General features: G+C 70.9%; 16 protein-coding genes. 10 read left to right on the plus strand and 6 right to left on the minus strand.

The features are described from left to right. Nucleotides 1–64: 64 nt before the first annotated feature. A complete protein-coding gene (locus H504_RS0102660; protein ID WP_026421499.1) occupies nucleotides 65–4801 on the minus strand; it encodes an ATP-dependent helicase in 4737 nt (1578 codons plus the stop codon). A 281-nt stretch (nucleotides 4802–5082) separates the two neighbouring features. Here H504_RS0102660 and H504_RS0102665 point away from each other — a divergent pair, with 281 nt between their 5' ends. The 8 genes from H504_RS0102665 to H504_RS0102700 all read left to right on the plus strand — a co-directional run bounded on the left by H504_RS0102665 (nucleotide 5083) and on the right by H504_RS0102700 (nucleotide 13993). Further along, nucleotides 5083–7026 carry an Hsp70 family protein gene (locus H504_RS0102665; protein ID WP_026421500.1) on the plus strand — a complete coding sequence of 648 codons (1944 nt, stop codon included), beginning with the start codon at nucleotides 5083–5085 and terminating at the stop codon, nucleotides 7024–7026. 79 nt (nucleotides 7027–7105) lie between these two features. Continuing rightward, a complete protein-coding gene (locus H504_RS0102670) occupies nucleotides 7106–7300 on the plus strand; it encodes a DUF3046 domain-containing protein (protein ID WP_026421501.1) in 195 nt (64 codons plus the stop codon). 168 nt (nucleotides 7301–7468) lie between these two features. Continuing rightward, nucleotides 7469–8509 carry a recombinase RecA gene (recA, locus tag H504_RS0102675; RefSeq protein WP_026421502.1) on the plus strand — a complete coding sequence of 347 codons (1041 nt, stop codon included), beginning with the start codon at nucleotides 7469–7471 and terminating at the stop codon, nucleotides 8507–8509. Further along, nucleotides 8509–9651 (plus strand): RecX family transcriptional regulator, encoded by a 1143-nt coding sequence (locus tag H504_RS43805; RefSeq protein ID WP_084467318.1) that lies wholly within the window; start codon nucleotides 8509–8511, stop codon nucleotides 9649–9651. Before recA ends, H504_RS43805 begins: the two co-directional genes overlap by 1 nt. A 518-nt stretch (nucleotides 9652–10169) precedes the next feature. Beyond that, nucleotides 10170–10451: a hypothetical protein gene (locus H504_RS0102685; RefSeq protein ID WP_026421504.1), complete on the plus strand. Its 282-nt coding sequence runs from the start codon at nucleotides 10170–10172 to the stop codon at nucleotides 10449–10451. Nucleotides 10452–10505: 54 nt separating this feature from the next. Next, nucleotides 10506–11288 carry a hypothetical protein gene (locus tag H504_RS0102690; protein WP_026421505.1) on the plus strand — a complete coding sequence of 261 codons (783 nt, stop codon included), beginning with the start codon at nucleotides 10506–10508 and terminating at the stop codon, nucleotides 11286–11288. 37 nt (nucleotides 11289–11325) lie between these two features. Further along, nucleotides 11326–13236 carry a fumarate reductase/succinate dehydrogenase flavoprotein subunit gene (locus tag H504_RS0102695; protein WP_026421506.1) on the plus strand — a complete coding sequence of 637 codons (1911 nt, stop codon included), beginning with the start codon at nucleotides 11326–11328 and terminating at the stop codon, nucleotides 13234–13236. A gap of 4 nt (nucleotides 13237–13240) precedes the next feature. Beyond that, nucleotides 13241–13993, plus strand: a complete 753-nt coding sequence (locus H504_RS0102700; RefSeq protein WP_026421507.1) for a succinate dehydrogenase/fumarate reductase iron-sulfur subunit — start codon at nucleotides 13241–13243, stop codon at nucleotides 13991–13993. Between the two features lie 69 nt (nucleotides 13994–14062). Here the strand turns inward: H504_RS0102700 and H504_RS0102705 are convergent, their stop codons facing one another. The 4 genes from H504_RS0102705 to H504_RS0102720 form a co-directional block, all read right to left on the minus strand. After that, nucleotides 14063–14941, minus strand: a complete 879-nt coding sequence (locus H504_RS0102705) for an amino acid ABC transporter permease (protein ID WP_026421508.1) — start codon at nucleotides 14939–14941, stop codon at nucleotides 14063–14065. Continuing rightward, the gene (locus H504_RS0102710; RefSeq protein ID WP_026421509.1) at nucleotides 14938–15588 is read right to left on the minus strand and encodes an amino acid ABC transporter permease; all 651 of its coding nucleotides are present in this window, start codon (nucleotides 15586–15588) and stop codon (nucleotides 14938–14940) included. The genes H504_RS0102705 and H504_RS0102710 overlap by 4 nt, the downstream gene beginning before the upstream one ends. Before the next feature lie 70 nt (nucleotides 15589–15658). Next, a complete protein-coding gene (locus tag H504_RS0102715) occupies nucleotides 15659–16543 on the minus strand; it encodes a glutamate ABC transporter substrate-binding protein (RefSeq protein WP_026421510.1) in 885 nt (294 codons plus the stop codon). A gap of 65 nt (nucleotides 16544–16608) precedes the next feature. After that, the gene (locus H504_RS0102720; protein ID WP_157440170.1) at nucleotides 16609–17337 is read right to left on the minus strand and encodes an amino acid ABC transporter ATP-binding protein; all 729 of its coding nucleotides are present in this window, start codon (nucleotides 17335–17337) and stop codon (nucleotides 16609–16611) included. 187 nt (nucleotides 17338–17524) lie between these two features. Here H504_RS0102720 and H504_RS0102725 point away from each other — a divergent pair, with 187 nt between their 5' ends. Further along, nucleotides 17525–18202 (plus strand): response regulator transcription factor, encoded by a 678-nt coding sequence (locus tag H504_RS0102725; protein ID WP_026421512.1) that lies wholly within the window; start codon nucleotides 17525–17527, stop codon nucleotides 18200–18202. 39 nt (nucleotides 18203–18241) lie between these two features. Further along, nucleotides 18242–19651, plus strand: a complete 1410-nt coding sequence (locus H504_RS0102730; protein ID WP_026421513.1) for a sensor histidine kinase — start codon at nucleotides 18242–18244, stop codon at nucleotides 19649–19651. Here H504_RS0102730 and H504_RS0102735 read toward each other — a convergent pair. Continuing rightward, on the minus strand, nucleotides 19648–20607 hold the full coding sequence (locus H504_RS0102735) for a TAXI family TRAP transporter solute-binding subunit (protein ID WP_035303107.1): 960 nt from the start codon (nucleotides 20605–20607) through the stop codon (nucleotides 19648–19650). The two genes, H504_RS0102730 and H504_RS0102735, sit on opposite strands and share 4 nt — an antisense overlap. Between the last annotated feature and the right edge of the window lie 24 nt (nucleotides 20608–20631).

Genomic DNA, 20631 nt, shown 5'->3' on the forward strand with positions numbered 1-20631 from the left:
CTGGACGCATCTCCCAGTGAGTTACCTGTTGGCATCGCCTTTCCTGTTCGTTCGTGGTCGTGGGTCAGGCCCGGAGGCGCAGACCCTTGGGGGTGGCGTGGAAACCGGCGTCGCGGAGGGTGGTGGCCAGGGGGGAGGTGAGGGCGGTTTCGCCGTCGGCTTTTTGGACGGAGAGGGGGCCGAGCCAGCCTGCGCGGACGGCGTGGGTGAGGGAGGTGGCGGCGGCGTGGAGGGTGGGGGTGTCGTCGGTGAAGGAGAGGAGGGTGCGGCCGCCGCGTTCGACGTATAGGGCGGGGGTGCCGTCGACCAGGACGGTGAGGGCGCCCGCTTTGCGGGCTGGGCGGTGTTTGCCGTCGCCGACGGGGGCGGGCCAGTCGAGGGCGGCGCCGTAGGGTTGGGCGGGGTCGGCGGCGGCGAGGACGACGGCGTTGACCGGGGTGTCCGGTGTGGACGGTTGGCTGATGGCGGCGGGGACGGGCCAGCCGTCGGGGATGGTGACGTCGGGGGTGGGAACGGGCGAGTCGGGTCGGGAGAGGGCGCGGAGGCGGTCGACGGCGCCGCGGGCGGCGAACTGGGCGGCGCCGAGGCCCTCGACGACGTAGCCGCGGATGATCTGGCCGGAGTCTTCCATGGCGCGCAGCACCTTGTAGACGCCGCTGAAGCCGCCGACGACACGTTCGGTGTCGAGGGCGCCGCGGGTGAGGACGCCGTGGCGTTCGAGGAACGCCTCGGCGCGGGCGTGCGCGCGGCGGGTGGGGTCTTCTTCGCGGGGGAGCACGAGCGACCACCGGCCGCCGACGGTTGGTGGGCCGGTGCGGCTGGGCATCGCCGGTCGCGCGGTGCGGAGACGGGCGTACCGGCCGCGCGGAGGTGTTCGACGGGGCTTGTGCGCGGCCCCCTTGCCGGACACCAGCGCTCGTAGCGGGGCGATGGTGTCGTTGGTGACCAGGCCACCCCACACCAGGTCCCACAACGCGGACACCACGTCCTGGTCGGCGGGGGTTTCCGCGCCACCGTCGAGGAGGACGGCGCCGGTGCGGTCGGCGATCTGGCGGAAGAACAGCGCACCACCGTCCAATGCGGACAGAACCGCGCCGTGCAGTGGTGTGTCGGGGACGGCCTCTTCCACGTCCGGCAGCAACAGGTCCGCGACATCGCTGGGTGCGAAGGCGACCCAACCGTCGCCACCGGCCAGCGCCCCGGTGCCGCACCAGGTGACCTCGCCCGCCGCGGTCAGCTCGTCGAGCAGCGCGGGGCTGTAGCCGGGCAACCGGTTGGGCAGGATCAACGACTCGACCGCGCTCGCCGGAAGTGGTGCTCCGGCAAGCTGTTCGATGACCGACAGGACGTCGTCGGCGGTTGGCACGCCGCGCGGTTGCCTGCCGATGCCGTGCCAACTCGGCAAGAACCGCCCCAGCGCGGCGGCCTCCACCGGTTCCACTTCCGCCCGCAGCCGGGCCAAGGAGGTGCGCCGCAACCGGCGCAACACCTCGGCGTCGCAGTACTCGGTGTGGGTGCCACCCGGGCGCAGTTCGCCGCGCACCAACCGGCCGCTGCCCGCCAACCGCTCCAACACGCCCGTCACCACGGACACGCCCAGCCCGAACCGGACCGCCGCCTCTTGCGCGGGGAACGGTCCGTGTGTGCGGGCGTACCGGGCCAAGAGATCGCCCACGGGATCGGCGACGGGCTCGGTGAACGCCTCCGGTACACCCACCGGCAACGCGGTGCCCAGCGCGTCGCGGACCCGACCGGCGTCCTCGATCGCGATGTACCGTTCCGCGCCTGCGATCCGGACGCGCAGCACCCGCCGGGCCGCGACGAGCTCGGTGAGCCACTCGGGCCGCACGCCGCGTTCGGCGGCCTCCTCGACCGACAGGTCGCCGAGGAAGCGCAGCAGGTCGGCGGCGTCCTCGGCGTGCCGGGCGTGCCGGTTCGGGTCCAGCCGCTGCAGCGACCGCTCGACCTCGGCCAGCACGTCGACGTCGAGCAGTTCGCGGATCGCCTCGGAGCCCAGCAGTTCGGCCAGCAGGGCGCTGTCCAGCGACAGGGCCGCCGCCCGCCGCTCGGCCAGCGGCACGTCCACGCCGTAGAGGAACATGCCCACATAGCCGAACAGCAGGCTGCGCGCGAACGGCGACGCCGACGGGGTCTCCACCTCGACCACCCGGACCCGCCGCGCCCGCACGTCGGTCATCAGCTCGCGCAGGCCCGCCACGTCGTACACGTCTTGCAGGCACTCGCGCATGGCCTCCAGCACGACCGGGAACTGCTCGTACTTCGCCGCCACCGACAACAACTGCGCCGATCGTTGCCGTTGCTGCCAGAGCGGCGTGCGACGGCGGGGATCACGGCGCGGTAGCAACAACGAGCGCGCGGCGCACTCGCGGAACCGGGAGGCGAACAACGCCGAGCCGCCCACCTCGGCCACCACGATCTGCTCCACCTCATCGGGATCCAGCAACACGTCCTCGACCCCGGCGACCACCTCTTGCCCGGCATCGTCCACCGCGTCCGGTAGCCGTATCACGATGCCGTCGTCGGAGTGCGCCATCTGCGCCTCTATGCCGCGTCTTTCCCGTAGGCGCGCGCCGATCGCCAACGCCCACGGCGCGTTCACCTGTGCGCCGAAGGGGGAGTGCACCACCAGCCGCCAGTCGCCCAGCTCGTCGCGGAACCGCTCCACCAGCACGGTCCGGTCGTCGGGGATGTGCCGGGTCGCCGCGCGCTGTTCGCCCAGGTATGCCAGCAGGTTGTCGGTCGCCCACTCGTCCAAACCGGCCAGCGCCGCCCGCTCGCGCGCGGCCGGCTCCTCCACTGAGGACAGTTCGCGGACGAACGCGCCCAGCGCCCGGCCCAGCTCCAGCGGCCGCCCCGGCGCGTCGCCCTTCCAGAACGGCATCCGCGCCTGCTCGCCGGGAGCCGGGGTGACGATCACCCGGTCGTGGGTGATGTCCTGCACCCGCCAGGCCGAGGTGCCCAGCAGGAACGTGTCGCCGACCCTGGACTCGTAGACCATCTCCTCGTCCAGCTCGCCGACCCGGGACCCGGAGCCGCGCTCGTCCGGCGGGGTCATCACGGTGAACAGGCCGCGGTCGGGGATCGTGCCGCCGGAGGTGACCACCAGCCGCTGCGCCCCCGGCCGCCCGCGCAGCTCGCCGCTGACCCGGTCCCAGGTGATCCGCGGCCGCAGCTCGCCGAACTCCTCGCTCGGGTACCGGCCCGCCAGCATGTCCAGCACCGAGTACAGCGCCGAGTCCGGCAGCGACGCGTACGGCGCGGCCCGGCGCACCAGTCCGACCAGGTCCGCCACCGTCCACGGTTCCAACGCGGTCATCGCCACGATGTGCTGGGCGAGCACGTCGAGCGGGTTGCGCGGGTAGCGCACCGCCTCGATGGCCCCGCCCGCCATCCGCTCCGCGACCACCGCGCAGGACACCAGGTCGCCGCGGAACTTCGGGAACATCACCCCGCGCGACACCGCGCCGACCTGGTGGCCCGCCCGGCCGACCCGCTGCATCCCGGCCGCGACCGTCGGCGGGGCCTCGATCTGCACCACCAGGTCGACCGCGCCCATGTCGATGCCCAGCTCCAACGAGGACGTCGCCACCACGCACGGCAGCCGGCCGGACTTCAGGTCCTCCTCGACCACGGTCCGCTGCTCCCGCGACATCGACCCGTGGTGCGCCCTGGCCACCACCGGCGCGACCATCGTGGTCACGCCCGACTGCCCAACCGCCTCCGCCGGGAACCGGCCGAGTGCTACCGCCGGGTCGCCGTTCGCCCGCGGGTCCACCGCCTCGGCCGCGGGCTGCCCACGGCCGATCGTGTCGGTGGCGAACCGTTCCACCGCGGCGGGGGTGGCGAGTTGCTCGGCGGCCAGTTCGTTGAGCCGGGCGGTCATCCGCTCGGCGAGCCGCCGGGAGTTGGCGAACACGATGGTGGACCGGTGGGCCCGGACCAGGTCCAGCACCCGCCGCTCCACCAGCGGCCAGATCGACGGGCGGTCCGGGGCCTCCGGCGCGTCCGGGTCGACCGGGGTGGCGGGGCCCTCGCCCAGGCTCGCCATGTCGGCGACCGGGACCTCCACGCTGACCTGAACCGTCTTCGCGGTTTCCGGCCGCACCACCGTGACCGGTCGGCCGCCGCCGAGGAAAGCGCTCACCTCCTCGACCGGCCGCACCGTCGCCGACAGCCCGATCCGCTGCGCGGGCCGCTCCAACAGGGCGTCCAACCGCTCCAACGACAGCGCCAGGTGCGACCCGCGCTTGGTGCCCGCCACCGCGTGCACCTCGTCGACGATCACCGTGCCGACCCCGCGCAGCGAGTCCCGCGCCGCCGAGGTGAGCAGCAGGAACAGTGACTCCGGGGTGGTGACCAGCACGTCCGGCGGGGTCCTGGCGAACGAGCGGCGCTCGTCGGCCGGGGTGTCGCCGGTGCGGGTGCCGACCGCGATGTCCGGCTCCGGCAGGTCCAGCCGGTGCGCGGCCTGCCGGATGCCCGCCAGCGGGGCGCGCAGGTTGCGCCGGACGTCCACCGCCAACGCCTTCAGCGGTGACACGTAGAGCACCCGGCAGCGCCGCTTGGCGTCCGACGGCACACCTTCCGCCGCCAACCGGTCCAGCGCCCACAGGAAAGCGGCCAGTGTCTTGCCCGATCCCGTTGGGGCGACCACCAACGCGTGCTCGCCCGCCGCGGCCGCCCGCCACGCCCCGGCCTGGGCGTCGGTCGGCGCGGCGAACGCCCCGGCGAACCAGTGCCGGGTCGGGGCCGTGAAGAGGTCGAGCGGGTTCGTGGTCACGAGTCCATGGTTACCCCAGGTGGCCGACAACGCCACGGCCCGACCGGGGCTGTGCACAGCCCCGGCGAATGTGGACAACTCCGCTGAGTGTCCACCCGGGACCTCGCCGTGGTGGACGTGGGAGACCGCCGCGGGCCTGGGTACGGTAGGGCGCCACCGCGGGTGACCTCGGGCACGTGGCGATCTGGGCGACCGAGCCCACGCGGCGTGTCACACATGGGAGCATCTGCGACGACACCCTGGGGGGATGCCCGAAGCGGGCGCGCGTTGAGGGGAGAGCAGTGAACGTCCTGTCGGTCGATCTCGGCACGTCGAACACCGTGGCGGTGCTGTGCGCGCACGGCCGCCCGCCGCGGGTGGTCGACGTCGACGGGGCCTCGATGATGCCCTCGGCCGTGTTCGCGGGCGAGGACGGCGGCCTGGTCGTCGGCCGTGACGCCGAACGGCGGGCCCGACTGGACCCGTCCCGGTTCGAGCCCAACCCCAAGCGCCGGGTCGACGAGGGCACGCTGCTGCTCGGCGACACCGTCATCCCGGTGACCGACGCGCTCGCAGGCGTGCTGCGCAGGGTCGCCGACGAGACCTCCCGCCAGTTGGCGGGCAAGAAGCCGGACGAGGTGCGGCTCACCCATCCCGCGCAGTGGGGGCCGGTGCGGCGCAACGTGCTGCTGTCGGCGGCGCGGCAGGCGGGCATGGGGTCGAACCTGGTCCTGGTTCCCGAACCGGTCGCCGCCGCGGCGCACTTCGCTTCGTTCCCCGGGCAGACCCTCGGTTCCGGGCAGGCCCTCGCGGTCTACGACCTCGGCGCGGGCACGTTCGACGTCGCCATCGTCGGTGCCACGCAGAACGGGTTCGTCGTCCTCGCCGAGGCTGGCCTGCCGGACCTCGGTGGTCTCGACGTGGACCAGGCGCTGCTGGAGCACGTGGGGCGCCAGGTGTCGCACCGCGACCCGGTCGGTTGGCAGCGGCTGCTGCGCCCCGAGTCCACCGCCGACCGGCGCGCCCAGCGGGCCCTGCGCGAGGACGTGAAGGCCGCCAAGGAAGCCCTGTCCCGGCACCCGCAGACCGAGGTGCCGCTGCCGGAGCCGTTCAACGACGTCCTGGTCACCCGGGTCGAACTGGAGGCGCTGATCCGGCCGGGCATGCTGCGCAGCGTCGAGCTGTTGGCGGCCACCATCCGGTCCACCGGGATGACCCCTGACCGGCTCGTCGGCATCTACCTGGTCGGCGGCTCCAGCCGGATCCCGCTGGTGGCGACCCTGATCGCCGAGCAGTTGCGGGTGGTGCCGACCAGCCTGGACCAGCCGGAGACCGCCGTCGCCCTCGGCGCGCACCACGTGCCGCAAGAGGGCATCACGATGCGCACCGGCGACATGTCCGGAGCCATTGACGCTGTCCGCCGCGCGCGCACGACGGTCCCACCGCGCACAGGTGGCTTCACCGCGCAGCCGTCGCAGACCGCGCAACCCGCGCAGGCACCCACCCCGCAGACGTTCCCGAGCACGCAGCGGGTACAGGGTCCACCGTCGCGGCCGATTCCGGCGCAGGCCCCGCCGTCGGTGCCAACGCCCGCGCAGAACCCGCCGTCCATGCCGACCCCGGTGCAGCACCAGCCGTTACCGGTACCGCACCAGAACGCCGGTCAGAACCCGGGCCAGAACTCCAACAAGGTCTGGTACATCGCCACCGCCGTCGTCGCGGTCGTGGTGATCGGCATCGTCAGCATCATCATCGCCACCAGCGGCAGCTCCGGCGGCGTCACCGCGGACTGCACCGACAAGACCACCGACGCGCAGGGCTTCACGCCGTGCATGCGGGAGGTCGCGGGCCAGGTCGCCAACGACGACTGCGCGGCCGGGATGAAGATCAACGGCTCCGAGCAGGCGACCCCCGGCGCGATCGCGGTGACCTGCAAGCCCAGCGGCGGCTACTACGTGCTCTACCACCAGTTCACCTCCGAGGACCTGGTGCAGCAGAACATCGACGCCGCCTTCGCCGTGGTCGCGGGCAAGTCGTCCGCGCAGAACGGCAACTGGGACGGCGGCGGCAAGAGCGGCAAGTACCAGGTGGCCGACCTGGGCAGCGGCACCGCGCTGCTCATGTTCACCGTGTCCGGCACGCCGATCATGGGGACGGTGATGGCGCTGCCGTCCACCTCCGGCTCCGGCGACGGCGACGTCCTCGGCTACTTCAACGACCACGTCAAGCCCGGCAGCACCGCCTGACGGCCGACGACCACCCCGTCCGATGACCACCCCGGCCGCGCGGCTGTCCGCTCGGGGTCGGGCCACTAAACTGGCGGCGATGCGAATCACCGCTTTCCGAGCCATGCTCGCCGACGAGTTCGGCCCCCAGCGGGCCGAGACCATCGCCCACGACCACGTCTTCGCCGCTCTCGGCGGCCGCACCGTCGACCAGGCGATCGACGCCGGGCTGCCGACCAAGGAGATCTGGCAGGCCGTCTGCGACGCGTTCGAGGTGCCACCGGACCGCCGGTGACCCGCGCACCGGCGTGTCGGCGGTCGAGGTCGAACAGGTGTTCGCTACCCTCCCGGGGAGACGACGCCCGACGTTTGTCCACAGACCGGCGGTGCCCGCCGACAATCGTCGGTCCCTGCCCGTAGCGTGCCCCCCGTGAGCACGAAACAGACCCGAGGTGGATCGAAGATGGCTGCAGCACCCGACCGGGACAAGGCGCTCGAACTCGCCCTTGCCCAGATCGACAAGAACTTCGGCAAGGGCTCGGTGATGCGCCTGGGCGAGGAGGGCCGTGCCCCGATCGCGGTCATCCCGACCGGTTCCATCGCCCTCGACGTGGCCCTGGGCATCGGTGGCCTGCCGCGCGGCCGGGTCGTCGAGATCTACGGCCCGGAGTCCTCCGGTAAGACCACCGTCGCCCTGCACGCGGTGGCCAACGCCCAGCGCGCGGGCGGCATCGCCGCGTTCATCGACGCCGAGCACGCCCTGGATCCGGAGTACGCCAAGGCGCTGGGGGTGGACACGGACGCGCTGCTGGTCTCCCAGCCGGACACGGGTGAGCAGGCGCTGGAGATCGCGGACATGCTGATCCGCTCCGGCGCGCTGGACATCATCGTGATCGACTCGGTGGCCGCCCTGGTGCCGCGCGCCGAGATCGAGGGCGAGATGGGCGACAACCACGTCGGCCTGCAGGCCCGGCTGATGAGCCAGGCGCTGCGCAAGATGACCGGCGCGATGAACAACTCCGGCACCACCGCGATCTTCATCAACCAGTTGCGCGAGAAGATCGGCGTGATGTTCGGGTCCCCGGAGACCACGACCGGTGGCAAGGCGCTCAAGTTCTACGCCTCCGTGCGGCTGGACGTGCGCCGCATCGAGACCCTGAAGGACGGCGGCGAGCCGGTCGGCAACCGCACCAGGGTCAAGGTCGTGAAGAACAAGGTCGCCCCGCCGTTCAAGCAGGCCGAGTTCGACATCCTCTACGGCAAGGGCGTCAGCCGCGAGGGCTCCCTCATCGACATGGGCGTCGACCAGGCCATCCTGCGCAAGTCCGGCGCCTGGTACACCTACGAGGGCGACCAGTTGGGCCAGGGCAAGGAGAACGCCCGCAAGTTCCTGCTGGAGAACCCGGACGTGGCCGACGAGATCGAGAAGCGGATCAAGGAGAAGCTCGGCATCGGCGCCAAGTTGGACGCCGACGAGACCGCTCCCGCCCCCGTCGAGTTCTGATGCCCGACCACACCCCCGCCGGGTGGTGGACCGAGCCCGCCCCCGAGCCCGCCCCCGGGGCCGCCGAGGCAGCCCCGGGGACCTGGTGGGCCGAGCCCGACGCCGAGGCACCCGCGCAGGCGGGGGAGTGGTGGAGCACCGAGGAGAACCCGCCCGCCACCCCACCCGAGCCGGACGACTGGTGGGCGACCGGGCCGGACAAGTCCACACAGGACAGTCCACGGCAGACTGCCGACGGCCGGGAAGCTGCTGACCCGTCGGGTGGTTCCGCCCCGACCGGCGGCGCTGGGGCGCGGCGAACCGCCTCGCCCCGGGCGGGTACGACGGGTGTCGCGGCTCGTCCCGACACCATCTCGGCACGCGCGTCCCGAAGCGCCGCCGCACGAGAAGACTTGAGCACCTCGGCTGAAGAAGGCGCCGAGGCGCCCGAGTTCGCCGTCCTGCGCCGCAGGCTCGCCGCGTCGGACGAGCCCGGTGGCGGCCGCGCGGCCACCCGGCAAACCGAACGGCCTGGCCTCGATCTGGAGACGTCGGAGCCGACCGGTGGCGAGCGTGATCGCCGTGGGCGGGCGGCCTCCCGGCGAGCCGGTCGGCGCGGTGCCGATCCCGAGGCGCGGGGCGCGGACCACCAGGACTCGACCGGTGGCGAGCCGGACCGGGCGGAGTTGGCCGCCAAGGCCAGGGATCTCTGCTACCGGCTGTTGGCGGGCCGGGACCGGACCCGGCTGGAGCTGGCGCAGGCGCTGCGGCGCAAGGAGATCCCGGACGACGTCGCGGCCGGGGTGCTGGCGAAGTTCGACGCCGCCGGGCTGATCAACGACGTGGCGTTCGCGGAGAGCTGGGTGCGGTCGCGGCACGAGCACCGGGGGCTCGGGCGGCGGGCGTTGGCCACGGAGCTGCGCCGCAAGGGGGTCGACGAGGACGTGGTCGCCGAGGCGGTCGCGGCGGTGGACACCGACGCCGAGGTGGAGCGGGCGGCCGAGCTGGTCCGCAAGAAGCTCCCCGGTCTGCGCGCCCACGACGACCAGGTGAAGATCCGCAGGCTGGTCGCCATGCTGGCCCGCCGCGGTTACTCGGAGGGGCTGGCTTACCGCGTCGTCCGCACCGAGATCGACGCCGACCGGGCCGACCAAGCCGACTAGTCCCCGCGGGTCGACCAGTCCGGAAGCGGGTTCGCTTCCGCTTCCTCCAGCCCTGCCTTGATCCGGCAGACCGGTGGCGGTAGTCGGCACGGTCGTGCGCGGGTGGCCCGACTTGTCCGGGTTCCCGGTCGACAACCCGCGTCCGCGTCATCACGGCCAGTGAGTGGGCGGCGGAGGTCGCGGCAATTCCCGGGGGCGAAAACCGGGCGGGCCGCATGCCTGGAACGACCTTGAGGGCCGGCCACAGTGGGCAGTGTCACAATCGACAGTTGCGGCTCACTTCCCTTGCCTCGCAACGGTTTCACCAGCCCTAACAACACAAGACCAAGGTCAACGTGTGCGCGAGATCACAGGTGTTGACCACGGTTGGCGAGGGGGTGATCACCCATCGACCCGCCGCGTGTGGTACTTGTCACATCTGCCGTCGCAAGGCACAGTCGGCGACGAGCGGCGTCGCGGGTCCACGGACGGCTACGGACCCCGACACCGCGACCGGACCCGGGTACGGAGGTGTGCACATGTCGAGTACCGAGATCAGTGAGCTGCAGCGGACCATCGGTCAGCTCCGGCAGTGCGTCGGCGCCCTGCGCGCCCGCTACGGCGACGTGCCCGCCGTGCGCAGGCTCGTCAACGACATCGAGCGGATCGACATCGACGCCGCGGACCTCACCGGCTCGTCATCGGCCCCGGTGCCGCGGCGGGCGGAGGAGGTCGACGTCGTGGTCGTGCCGGACACCCCGTACGACCCCGCGCTCTGGCACGGGGCCGACGACGAGGGTGTCGGCGGCTACCAGCGCTAGCCCAACCAGGGCCGGCGCGCGGCGCCGGTCGACAACAGGATCGACGAGGACACGATGACGTCAGGTGTTGGCGCCCCCGCACGGGCGAGTATCCCCGCGCGCACCCTGCGGACCGACCGGTGGTGGCTGCCGCCGCTGCTGACGAACCTGGGCCTGCTGACCTTCATCGTGTACGCGACCGTCCGGTCGTTCATGGGCAAGTGGTACGTGGTCGAGCAGTACGGCTACCTGACGCCGTTCTACTCGCCGTGCCTGAGCGAGTCGTGCCTGCCGGGATCCAGCCACTTCGGCACCCCGCTGCCGGAGCTGCCCGGCTGGATCCCGCTCGGCTTCGTGGCGCTGCCGTTCCTGCTCGGCTTCCGGCTGACCTGCTACTACTACCGCAAGGCCTACTACCGGTCGGTGTGGCAGTCGCCGCCGGCGTGCGCGGTGGCCGAGCCGCACGGGTCGTACTCGGGGGAGACCCGGCTGCCGCTGATCGTGCAGAACGCGCACCGCTACTTCTTCTACGTGGCGCTCGTTGTCTCGGTGATCAATACTTACGACGCGATCGTGGCCCTCACCCACGGCCTCGGTCTGGGGAACCTGGTCCTGCTGCTGAACGTGGTCCTGCTCTGGGCGTACACGTTGTCGTGCCACTCGTGCAGGCACATCGCGGGCGGCAGGCTCAAGCACTTCTCCAAGCACCCCCTGCGCTACCGCGCGTGGACACTCGTCTCCAAGCTCAACGTCCGGCACATGCAGCTTGCTTGGACGACGCTGGGCACGCTGGTGTTGACCGACCTCTACGTGATGCTCGTCGCCAGCGGGACCATCTCCGACTTGCGCTTCTTCTAGAGGCGCCAGGGAAAAAGCCAGATTTCGAGAGGAACACATGACCGAGGTCGAGCGCCACTCCTACGACGTGGTGGTCATCGGGGCTGGTGGCGCCGGGCTGCGCGCGGTGATCGAGGCTCGCCAGCGCGGGTTGCGGGTCGCCGTGGTGTGCAAGTCGCTGTTCGGCAAGGCGCACACGGTGATGGCCGAGGGCGGCTGCGCCGCGTCGATGGGCAACGCGAACTCCAACGACAACTGGCAGGTCCACTTCCGCGACACGATGCGCGGCGGGAAGTTCCTGAACAACTGGCGGATGGCCGAGCTGCACGCCAAGGAAGCCCCGGACCGGGTGTGGGAGCTGGAGACCTACGGCGCGTTGTTCGACCGGACCGCGGACGGCCGGATCAGCCAGCGCAACTTCGGCGGGCACACGTACCCGCGGCTGGCGCACGTCGGTGACCGCACCGGTCTGGAACTGATCCGCACCATGCAGCAGAAGATCGTGTCGCTGCAGCAGGAGGACTTCCGCGAGTCCGGCGACTACGAGGCCCGGATCAAGGTCTTCGCCGAGTGCACGATCACCGAGCTCGTCAAGGACGGCAACCGGATCGCGGGTGCGTTCGGGTACTGGCGGGAGTCGGGTCGGTTCATCCTGTTCGAGGCGCCCGCGGTCGTGCTGGCCACCGGTGGCATCGGCAAGTCGTTCAAGGTCACCTCGAACTCCTGGGAGTACACCGGTGACGGGCACGCGCTGGCGCTGCGCGCGGGCGCGACCCTGATCAACATGGAGTTCGTCCAGTTCCACCCGACCGGCATGGTGTGGCCGCCCAGCGTGAAGGGCATCCTGGTCACCGAGGGCGTGCGCGGCGACGGCGGGGTGCTGAAGAACTCCGACAACAAGCGGTTCATGTTCAACTACATCCCGGACGTGTTCAAGGGCCAGTACGCCGACGGCGAGCAGGAGGCCGACCGCTGGTACACCGACCAGGAGACCAACCGCCGCACCCCGGACCTGTTGCCCCGCGACGAGGTGGCCCGCGCGATCAACTCCGAGGTCAAGGCCGGTCGCGGCTCACCGCACGGCGGCGTGTTCCTGGACATCGCCAGCAGGCTGCCCGCCGAGGAGATCAAGAACCGGCTGCCGTCGATGTACCACCAGTTCAAGGAGCTGGCCGATGTCGACATCACCGCCGAGCCGATGGAGGTCGGCCCGACCTGCCACTACGTGATGGGTGGCATCGAGGTCGACCCGGACACCGCCGCGGCGACCGTGCCCGGCCTGTTCGCCGCCGGTGAGTGCTCGGGCGGTATGCACGGCTCGAACCGGTTGGGCGGCAACTCGCTGTCGGACCTGTTGGTGTTCGGCCGCCGCGCGGGTCTGGGCGCCGCGTCCTACGTGGAGTCGCTGACCGAGCGCCCTGCGGTTGCCCAGTCCGATGTGGACACCGCGGCGGAGTTCGCGCTGGCGCCGTTCGAGCCGCCCGCCAACGGCGTCGAGGAGAACCCGTACACGCTGCACAACGAGCTGCAGCAGTCGATGAACGACCTGGTCGGCATCATCCGCAAGGCGTCGGAGGTCGAGCAGGCGCTGGCGAAGCTGGCCGAGATCCGCTCCCGCATCGGCCAGGTCGTCGTCGAGGGCCACCGCCAGTACAACCCCGGCTGGCACCTGGCCGTCGACCTGCGGAACATGCTGCTGGTCAGCGAGTGCGTTGCGCGCGCCGCGTTGACCCGCACGGAGAGCCGCGGCGGCCACACCCGCGACGACTACCCGATGATGGACGCCCAGTGGCGCAACACGCTGCTGGTCTGCTCGACCGAGGGTGACGCGCTGGTCCCGGACGTCGCGGTCACCCGCAAGGAGCAGGAGCCGTTGCGCCAAGACCTGCTGGAGCTGTTCGAGCTGACCGAGCTGGAGAAGTACTACACCGACGGTGAGCTGAACACCCACCCGGCACGAAAGGACTGAGGAGTTGCCGTACAAGGCGAAGTTCAAGGTCTGGCGCGGCGACGTCGAGGGCGGTGAGCTGCGGGACTTCCTGGTGGAGGTCAACGAGGGCGAGGTCGTGCTCGACATCATCCACCGCCTGCAGGCCACCCAGGCGCCCGACCTGGCGGTCCGGTGGAACTGCAAGGCGGGCAAGTGCGGCTCCTGTTCGGCCGAGGTCAACGGCAGGCCCCGGTTGCTGTGCATGACCCGCATGTCGACCTTCACCGAGGAGGAGACCGTCACGGTCACCCCCATGCGCACCTTCCCGGTGATCCGCGACCTGGTGACGGACGTGTCGTTCAACTACACCAAGGCCCGCGAGATCCCGTCGTTCACCCCACCCGCCGACCTCGCCCCCGGCGATTACCGCATGCAGCAGGTCGACGTCCAGCGCTCGCAAGAGTTCCGCAAGTGCATCGAGTGCTTCCTCTGCCAGAACACCTGCCACGTCGTCCGCGACCACGAGGACAACAAGGACGCCTTCTCCGGTCCCCGCTTCCTCATGCGCGCCGCCGAGTTGGAGTTCCACCCGCTCGACACGGCCGACCGCGTCCCCGCCGCGCAGGAGGCCAACGGGCTCGGCCTGTGCAACATCACCAAGTGCTGCACCGAGGTCTGCCCCGAGCACATCCGCATCACCGACAACGCCCTCATCCCCATGAAGGAACGCGTCGCCGACCGCAAGTACGACCCGATCGTGTGGCTCGGTTCGAAACTCTTCCGCCGCACCAAGTAGGCGGTCTTCAACGTGATGCCCGCAGACCCCAGGGGTCTGCGGGCATCACGTCGAGTACGACCGTGCGGGTCAACCGCCCCCACCCGCTCCGGCACCCGCCGGATCTGTGGCCGACAACGTCGCCGCGGCCTTCTTACCCCGGCTCAGCCGCCGCTCGACGTACACCGCCAAGCGGCTTACCCCGTAGTTCACCGCGATGAACAACGCGGCCACGACCAGGTACACCTGGATCGGGTTGCCCAGGTTCTGGATGATGATGCCCGCGGTCCGCACCGTCTCCTCGTAGCTGATGATGAACCCGAGCGAGGTGTCCTTCAGCACCACCACCAGTTGGCTGATCAGCGCGGGCAGCATCGCCCGGAACGCCTGCGGCAGCAGGACCAGCCCCAGCACCTGCGCCCGGCGCAGGCCGAGGGACTCCGCGGCCTCCCGCTGCCCGGTCGGCAGCGAGTTCACCCCGGCGCGCACGATCTCCGCGATGATCACCGAGTTGTACACGGTCAGCCCGATGACCAGGAACCACAGGTTGTCCAGGTCGACGCCGAGGGTCGGCAGCACCCGGGCGGCGAAGAAGATCGAGATGACCACCGGGACACCGCGGAACAGCTCGATGAACCCGACCACCAGCCAGCGGTACCACCGGGACGCCGTGATCCGCAGCACCGCCAGCAGGGTCCCGATCACCAGCGAGAACGCCATCGCCAGCGCGGCCGCCACCAGCGTGTTGACCAGCGCGCCGCCCAGCAGGTTCCACACCTGGTCGAACGTGTCGGACGACGGGTTGACCAGCGGGTCCCACTTCTCGGCGCTGAACTGGCCCTTCTCGTCGAGCCGGGAGCCGACGACGGCCAGCACGGCGACGACCAGCAGCCCGGCCAGCACGCTGCCGACCAGCGTCCGCCGCCGCGTGCGCGGTCCGGGGGCGTCGTAGAGCACGGACGTGGTCATCGCGCGATCGCCACCTTCCGCTCCAGCAGGCCGAGCAGCAGGCCACCGGGGATGGTGATGGCCAGGTACCCGAGGACGACCCCGGTCAGCACCGGCAGCGCCGCCTCACCGCGGGCGGAGGTGAGCGTGTCGCCGACGGCGAACAGGTCGCCGCCGACGCCGAACGCGCCGACGATGGCCGAGTTCTTGATCATCGCGATGATCACGCTGCCCAGCGGCGGCACCACCGTGCGCAGCGCCTGCGGCAGCACGACCGACGTCAGCGACTGGCCGAACGTCAGCCCGACCGCGCGCGCCGCCTCCGCCTGCCCGGCGGGCACCGAGTTGACACCGGCGCGGACCGCCTCGCAGACGAACGCCGAGGTGTACAGCACCAAACCGGTGACACCGAACCAGAAGTAGGCGCCGTTGACGCCGATCTCCGGCAGCCCGAACGCGCAGAAGAACAGCACCACGGTCAGCGGGCAGTTGCGGAACACGGTGACCCAGGCGGTGCCGACCCAGCGCAGCGGCGGGACCGGTGATACCCGGAACCCGGCGACGACCGTGCCGAGCACCAGTGCGCCGACCGCGGCGAGCGCGCAGATCTTCAAGGTCTGCAGGAACCCGTCGCGGTAGAGCGAGAAGTTGTCGAGGATGACGTTCACGGGGTCTCCCAGCCCGGTAGGGCGGCGGGGTGCCCGCCACGGACCGCGGCGGGCACCCCGAGTGCGCCGATCAGCTACAGGTGTCCAGGTCCGGCAGCTTCGGCGCGTCCGGCGCCACCTTGCCCGCCGTGTCCTGCCACGCCTTCTCGTAGCTGCCGTCGCCCGCCGCCGCCTTGAGCGTGTCGTCGATGAACTGGCAGAACTTCGTGTCGCCCTTCTTGATGCCGATGCCGTAGGGCTCGGTGGTGAACGGCTTGCCCACCAGCTTGAACGCGCCCGCGGACTTGTCGACCAGGCCGAGCAGGATGACGTTGTCCGTGGTGACCACGTCGACCTGGTTGTTCTTCAACGCGTCCGCGCACTTGGAGTACACGTCGAACAGGACCACGTTCGCCGGGTCGACGTACTTCTTGATGGTCTCGGCGGGGGTGGACCCGGTCACCGAGCACACCCGCGCGTTGGCCGCCTTCAGCGACTCCGGGCCGGTGATCGCGGAGTTGTCCTTCTTCACCATCAGGTCCTGACCCGCCTCGTAGTACGGGCCCGCGAAGGAGATCCGCTCCTTGCGCTTGTCGTTGATGGTGTAGGTCGCCACGATCAGGTCGACCTTGCCCTGCTCGATGTACTCCTCGCGGACCTTGGACTGGGTCTCCACCCACTCGATCTTGTCCGCGCCGACGCCGAGCTTGGCCGCGACCAGCTTGGCGATCTCCACGTCGAACCCGGTCGGCTTGTTGTCCAGGCCCTTCAGGCCGAACAGCGGCTGGTCGAACTTGGTGCCGATGCGGATCTTCCCCGCGTCCTTGAGCTTGGCCATGGTGGTCCCGGCGTCGAACGTGGCCGAGGTGTTCACCGGCGGGTTCGACGAGCCGGTGTCCTTGCCGCCACCGCAGGCGGCCACCGTGCAGGCCAGTGCGGCGGCCGCGGTGCCGAACATCAGGCGCCGGAGTCGCATGTGTGCTCCCTCGTGTCGCAGGCTGGGCACGCCAGCCCGTTCGGTTGTCGGTACGGGCGAACGCGTCAGTGGGTGAGGATCTTGCCCAGGAAGTCCTTGGCGCGCGCGGACTTCGGGGCGGTGAAGAACTCGGCGGGTGTGCCGTCCTCGACGACCTCGCCGTCGGACATGAAGATCACCCGATGGGCGGCCTTGCGCGCGAAGCCCATCTCGTGCGTGACCACCAGCATGGTCATCCCGTCGGCGGCCAGCGCGGTCATCACGTCCAGCACCTCTTGGACCATCTCGGGGTCCAGCGCCGAGGTCGGCTCGTCGAACAGCATCACCTTGGGGCGCATGGCCAACGCGCGGGCGATCGCGGCGCGTTGCTGTTGCCCACCGGACAACTGCGCCGGGTACTTGTCGGCTTGGTCGGCGATTCCCACGCGCTCAAGCAATTCCAGCCCGGTCTTGCGCGCGTCCGGCACGGCCTGCCCGCGCACCTTGACCGGTGCCAGCGTGACGTTCTCCAGGATCGTCTTGTGCGCGAACAGGTTGAACGACTGGAACACCATGCCCACCTCGGCGCGCAGCCGGGCCAGGTCGCGGCCCTCCGACGGCAGCGGGCGCCCGTCCACCTCGATCACCCCGGAGTCGATGGGCTCCAACCGGTTCACCGCCCGGCACAGCGTCGACTTCCCGGAGCCGGAGGGCCCCAACACCACCACGACCTGGCCCTTCGGCACGTCCAGGCTGATCTTCTTGAGCACGTGCAGTTGACCGAAGAACTTGTCGACCGCGGCCATCCGGATCATCGGCCGATCGGTGGTCTCCTCGCTCATGGTCTCCTCCGTGCGCGGTGCTCTCGCGGTGCGCGTCAGGGGTCTGCGGGTGCGCGTTGGCGGAAACCTACCCCGCGGGGCCACCACTCCCCCCGGCCTTGAGCAACACTTAGGGTCTCAACTCTGTCACACGGGAGCCCTGGGGACCATGGAGGTGCGCGTGCGGGTGCTGCTGGTGGAGGACGACGACCGGGTCGCGGACGCGTTGATCCCGGCCCTGGCGCGGCGGGGTCTCGCGGTGCGCAGACTCGCTTCCGGCGCGGGCGTGCTGGGCCTGGTACCGGAGGTCGACGTCGTGCTGCTCGACCTCGGGCTGCCGGACGTGGACGGGGTGGTCCTGTGTCGACAGATCAGGGCGGCCAGCGACGTCGCCGTCATCGTGGTGTCCGCGCGCGGCGAGGTCGACGACCGCATCATGGGATTGCGTGCGGGCGCCGACGACTACCTGGTGAAGCCCTATGACGTGGACGAGTTGGTGGCGCGCGTGCACGCCGTGCGCAGACGCCGGTCCGACCGCGGCGGCGCGCCCGCGGGCGTGGTGGAACTCGACGGTGTGCGGGTGGACTTCGACCGGCACGAGGTCACTGTGGACGGTGAGCCGGTGCCGCTGTCCCGCAAGGAGTTCCAGGTGTTCGCGCTCATCGTCGACGCGCGGGGCGCGGTGTGCGGGCGGGAACAGATCCTCGGCGAGGTGTGGGGACAGCCGGGCGCGGCGGAAAACCGCTCGCTGGACGTGCACGTGGCCACGCTGCGCACCAAACTCGGCAGGCCCGCTCTTATCGAGACCGTTCGGGGGGTCGGTTACCGCCTGTCGGGGCAACCGGGCAGACTCGCGTAAGAGACCTGCCAGTCCCACCGGCATCGCGGGGGAGGTGTGATGCGCACTCGGCTGCTCGGCATGGTGCTGTTCCTGGTGGCGTTGCTCGTGTTCGGGCTCGGCCTGCCGTTGGCGCTGTCGGTGGCCGGTTCAGAGCAGCAGAAGATGTTCCTGGACCGCCTTGCGGACACCAACCGCTTCGCGTCGATGGCTCAGACACCGCTGACAGACGGCACTCCCGACTTGCTGCAAGAGGAACTAGGCCGTTACTACGACCTTTACGGCATCCGTGTGCTCATCGTCGACCAAGACGGTTCGCCACAAGTGAGTTCCGGGCCGCGCAACCAGCCCGCCCCGGTAAACCTCACCGACGACGACGTGCGCCAGCAGATGCAGCGCGCGCTCGCGGGCAGGCGACCGGAACCGGGGTCGTTGCTGCTGCCGTGGGACGACCGGCCGATGGTGCTGGCCGGTCCGGTGCTGGTCGACGGCGAGGTGCGCGGCGCGGTCATCACCGTCTCACCCACCGACAGCGGCCGCACCCGGGTCACCTGGTGGTGGCTGGGCATCGTGGTCGGCGGGGTGGTGGCGTTCGGCATCGCGCTGTTGCTGGCGGTACCGGTGGTGCAGTGGATCCTGCGGCCGGTGCGCAGGCTGGACGAGGCCACCGGGTCGCTGGTCGCCGCCGTGGTCAGCGGCAGGCAGGCGGACCGGGTCGGCGACGAGCACGGGCCGCCGGAGCTGCGGAAACTGGTGCGCTCGTTCGACCAGATGGCGTCCAGCGTCGGCGACGCCCTGGCCGCCCAGCGCGCCTTCGTCGCCGACGCGTCGCACCAACTGCGCAACCCGCTGACCGCGCTCAAGCTGCGGCTGGTCAACCTGGAGGGCCACGTCGACGTCGAGGCCGAGGACCACCGGGTCGCCGCCGCCGCCGAGGCCAACCGGCTCAACCAGATCCTCGACGAGCTGCTCGCCATGGCCAGGGCGGAGAACGCGGGCGGCGAGCTGCTGCCGGTCGACGTGGACGAGGTCGTCGCCGAGCGGGTCGCCGACTGGCGCGTGGTCGCCGCGTCCCGCGACATCACCCTCGACACCGAGGGGTCCGCAGGCACGGTCCGTGCACTGGCACCGGCGCGTGGTCTGGACGGAATCCTGGATGCCTTGCTGGACAACGCCCTCAAGTTCACCGAACGCGGTAGCGCTGTCCGCGTCTCTATCTACGTCGATCGGTCTAGCGGTTCCGTTGTGCGCGTAAGCGTGCGGGACCACGGACCGGGCCTACGGGCAGACGAGTTGGAACGCGCCACGGACCGGTTTTGGCGCAGCAACAGCCATCAGAACGTGCCCGGCTCCGGGCTGGGTCTCGCGATCGTCAGCCGGGTTGTCGCGCGCGCGGGGGGCCACCTGCGCCTAGACCTACCCGAAGACGGCGGCCTCCGCGTCTCGGTAGACCTACCGGCGCAGGACTAAACTTTCTCGCCCCTATAGAACTTCTCCGCTCCAGGGTGGAGCCTCACCGGGTCGGTCTCGATCGCGGACTGCATGTCTATCGCCAACGCCGCCGGGGTCTGCTTGGCCAGGTCCGGCAGCGCGGCGAACAACTCCCGCACCAAACCCTCCGCCAAGTCGTCGGACATCTGGTCGGTCACCAGCAGGAAGTTCGGCACCGCCAGCGTGTTCACCGGCGCGCCCGCCAGGTGGTACACCGACGCCGGGATCGACGCCGTGTTGTACACCGGGAACTGCTTGCGCAGTCGCGGGATCTCCGCCGCCAAGTCCAACAGCCGGAGTGGCAGCACCTGCTCCAACGTCGAGATCGACGGGGTGGGCAGCCCACCGGACCAGAAGAACGCGTCGATCTGGCGGTTCTTCAACGCCTCGATCGACTGCCCCAGGTCCATCGACCGCTCGGTCAGCAGCCCCGGCCCGTCCAACCCGGTCAGCGCCAGCAGCCGCTTGGCGATCAACTCCACCCCGGAGTCCTTCGCGCCGACCGCCACCCGCATCCCGCGCAGGTCGGCGATGTCCTGGATGGGGCCGTCGTCGCGCACCACCACGTGCAGGTAGTCGTCGTAGATGCGGGCCAGCGCGCGCGGCGACCGCGGTCCGGACGTCGGCTGCGCGGCCACGTCCGCGGCGCTGAACGCGATGTCCACGTCGCCGGAGAGCAGCCGCTTCACGTTGTCCGGCGACCCGCCGGTCTCCAGTACCACCGGCTTGCTGTCCATCCCCAGCCGGTTCTGCCACGTGCCCGCCATGAACTGGGCGATCGTGCTGTACACCCCGGACTTGTTGCCCGCCGCGATCCGCAGCCGCGCCGTCGGGAACTGGGCGTCGCAGCCCGCCACCGTGACCAGCGGGACCAGCGCGACGAGGACCGCGACCACGGCCGCGAACACCCTGCCGGTCGACCTGCCGCGCGCCATTGCACGATGGTGCCAGAGCCCAGC

The sequence above is a fragment of the Actinokineospora inagensis DSM 44258 genome, assembly GCF_000482865.1.
Lineage (GTDB): Bacteria > Actinomycetota > Actinomycetes > Mycobacteriales > Pseudonocardiaceae > Actinokineospora > Actinokineospora inagensis.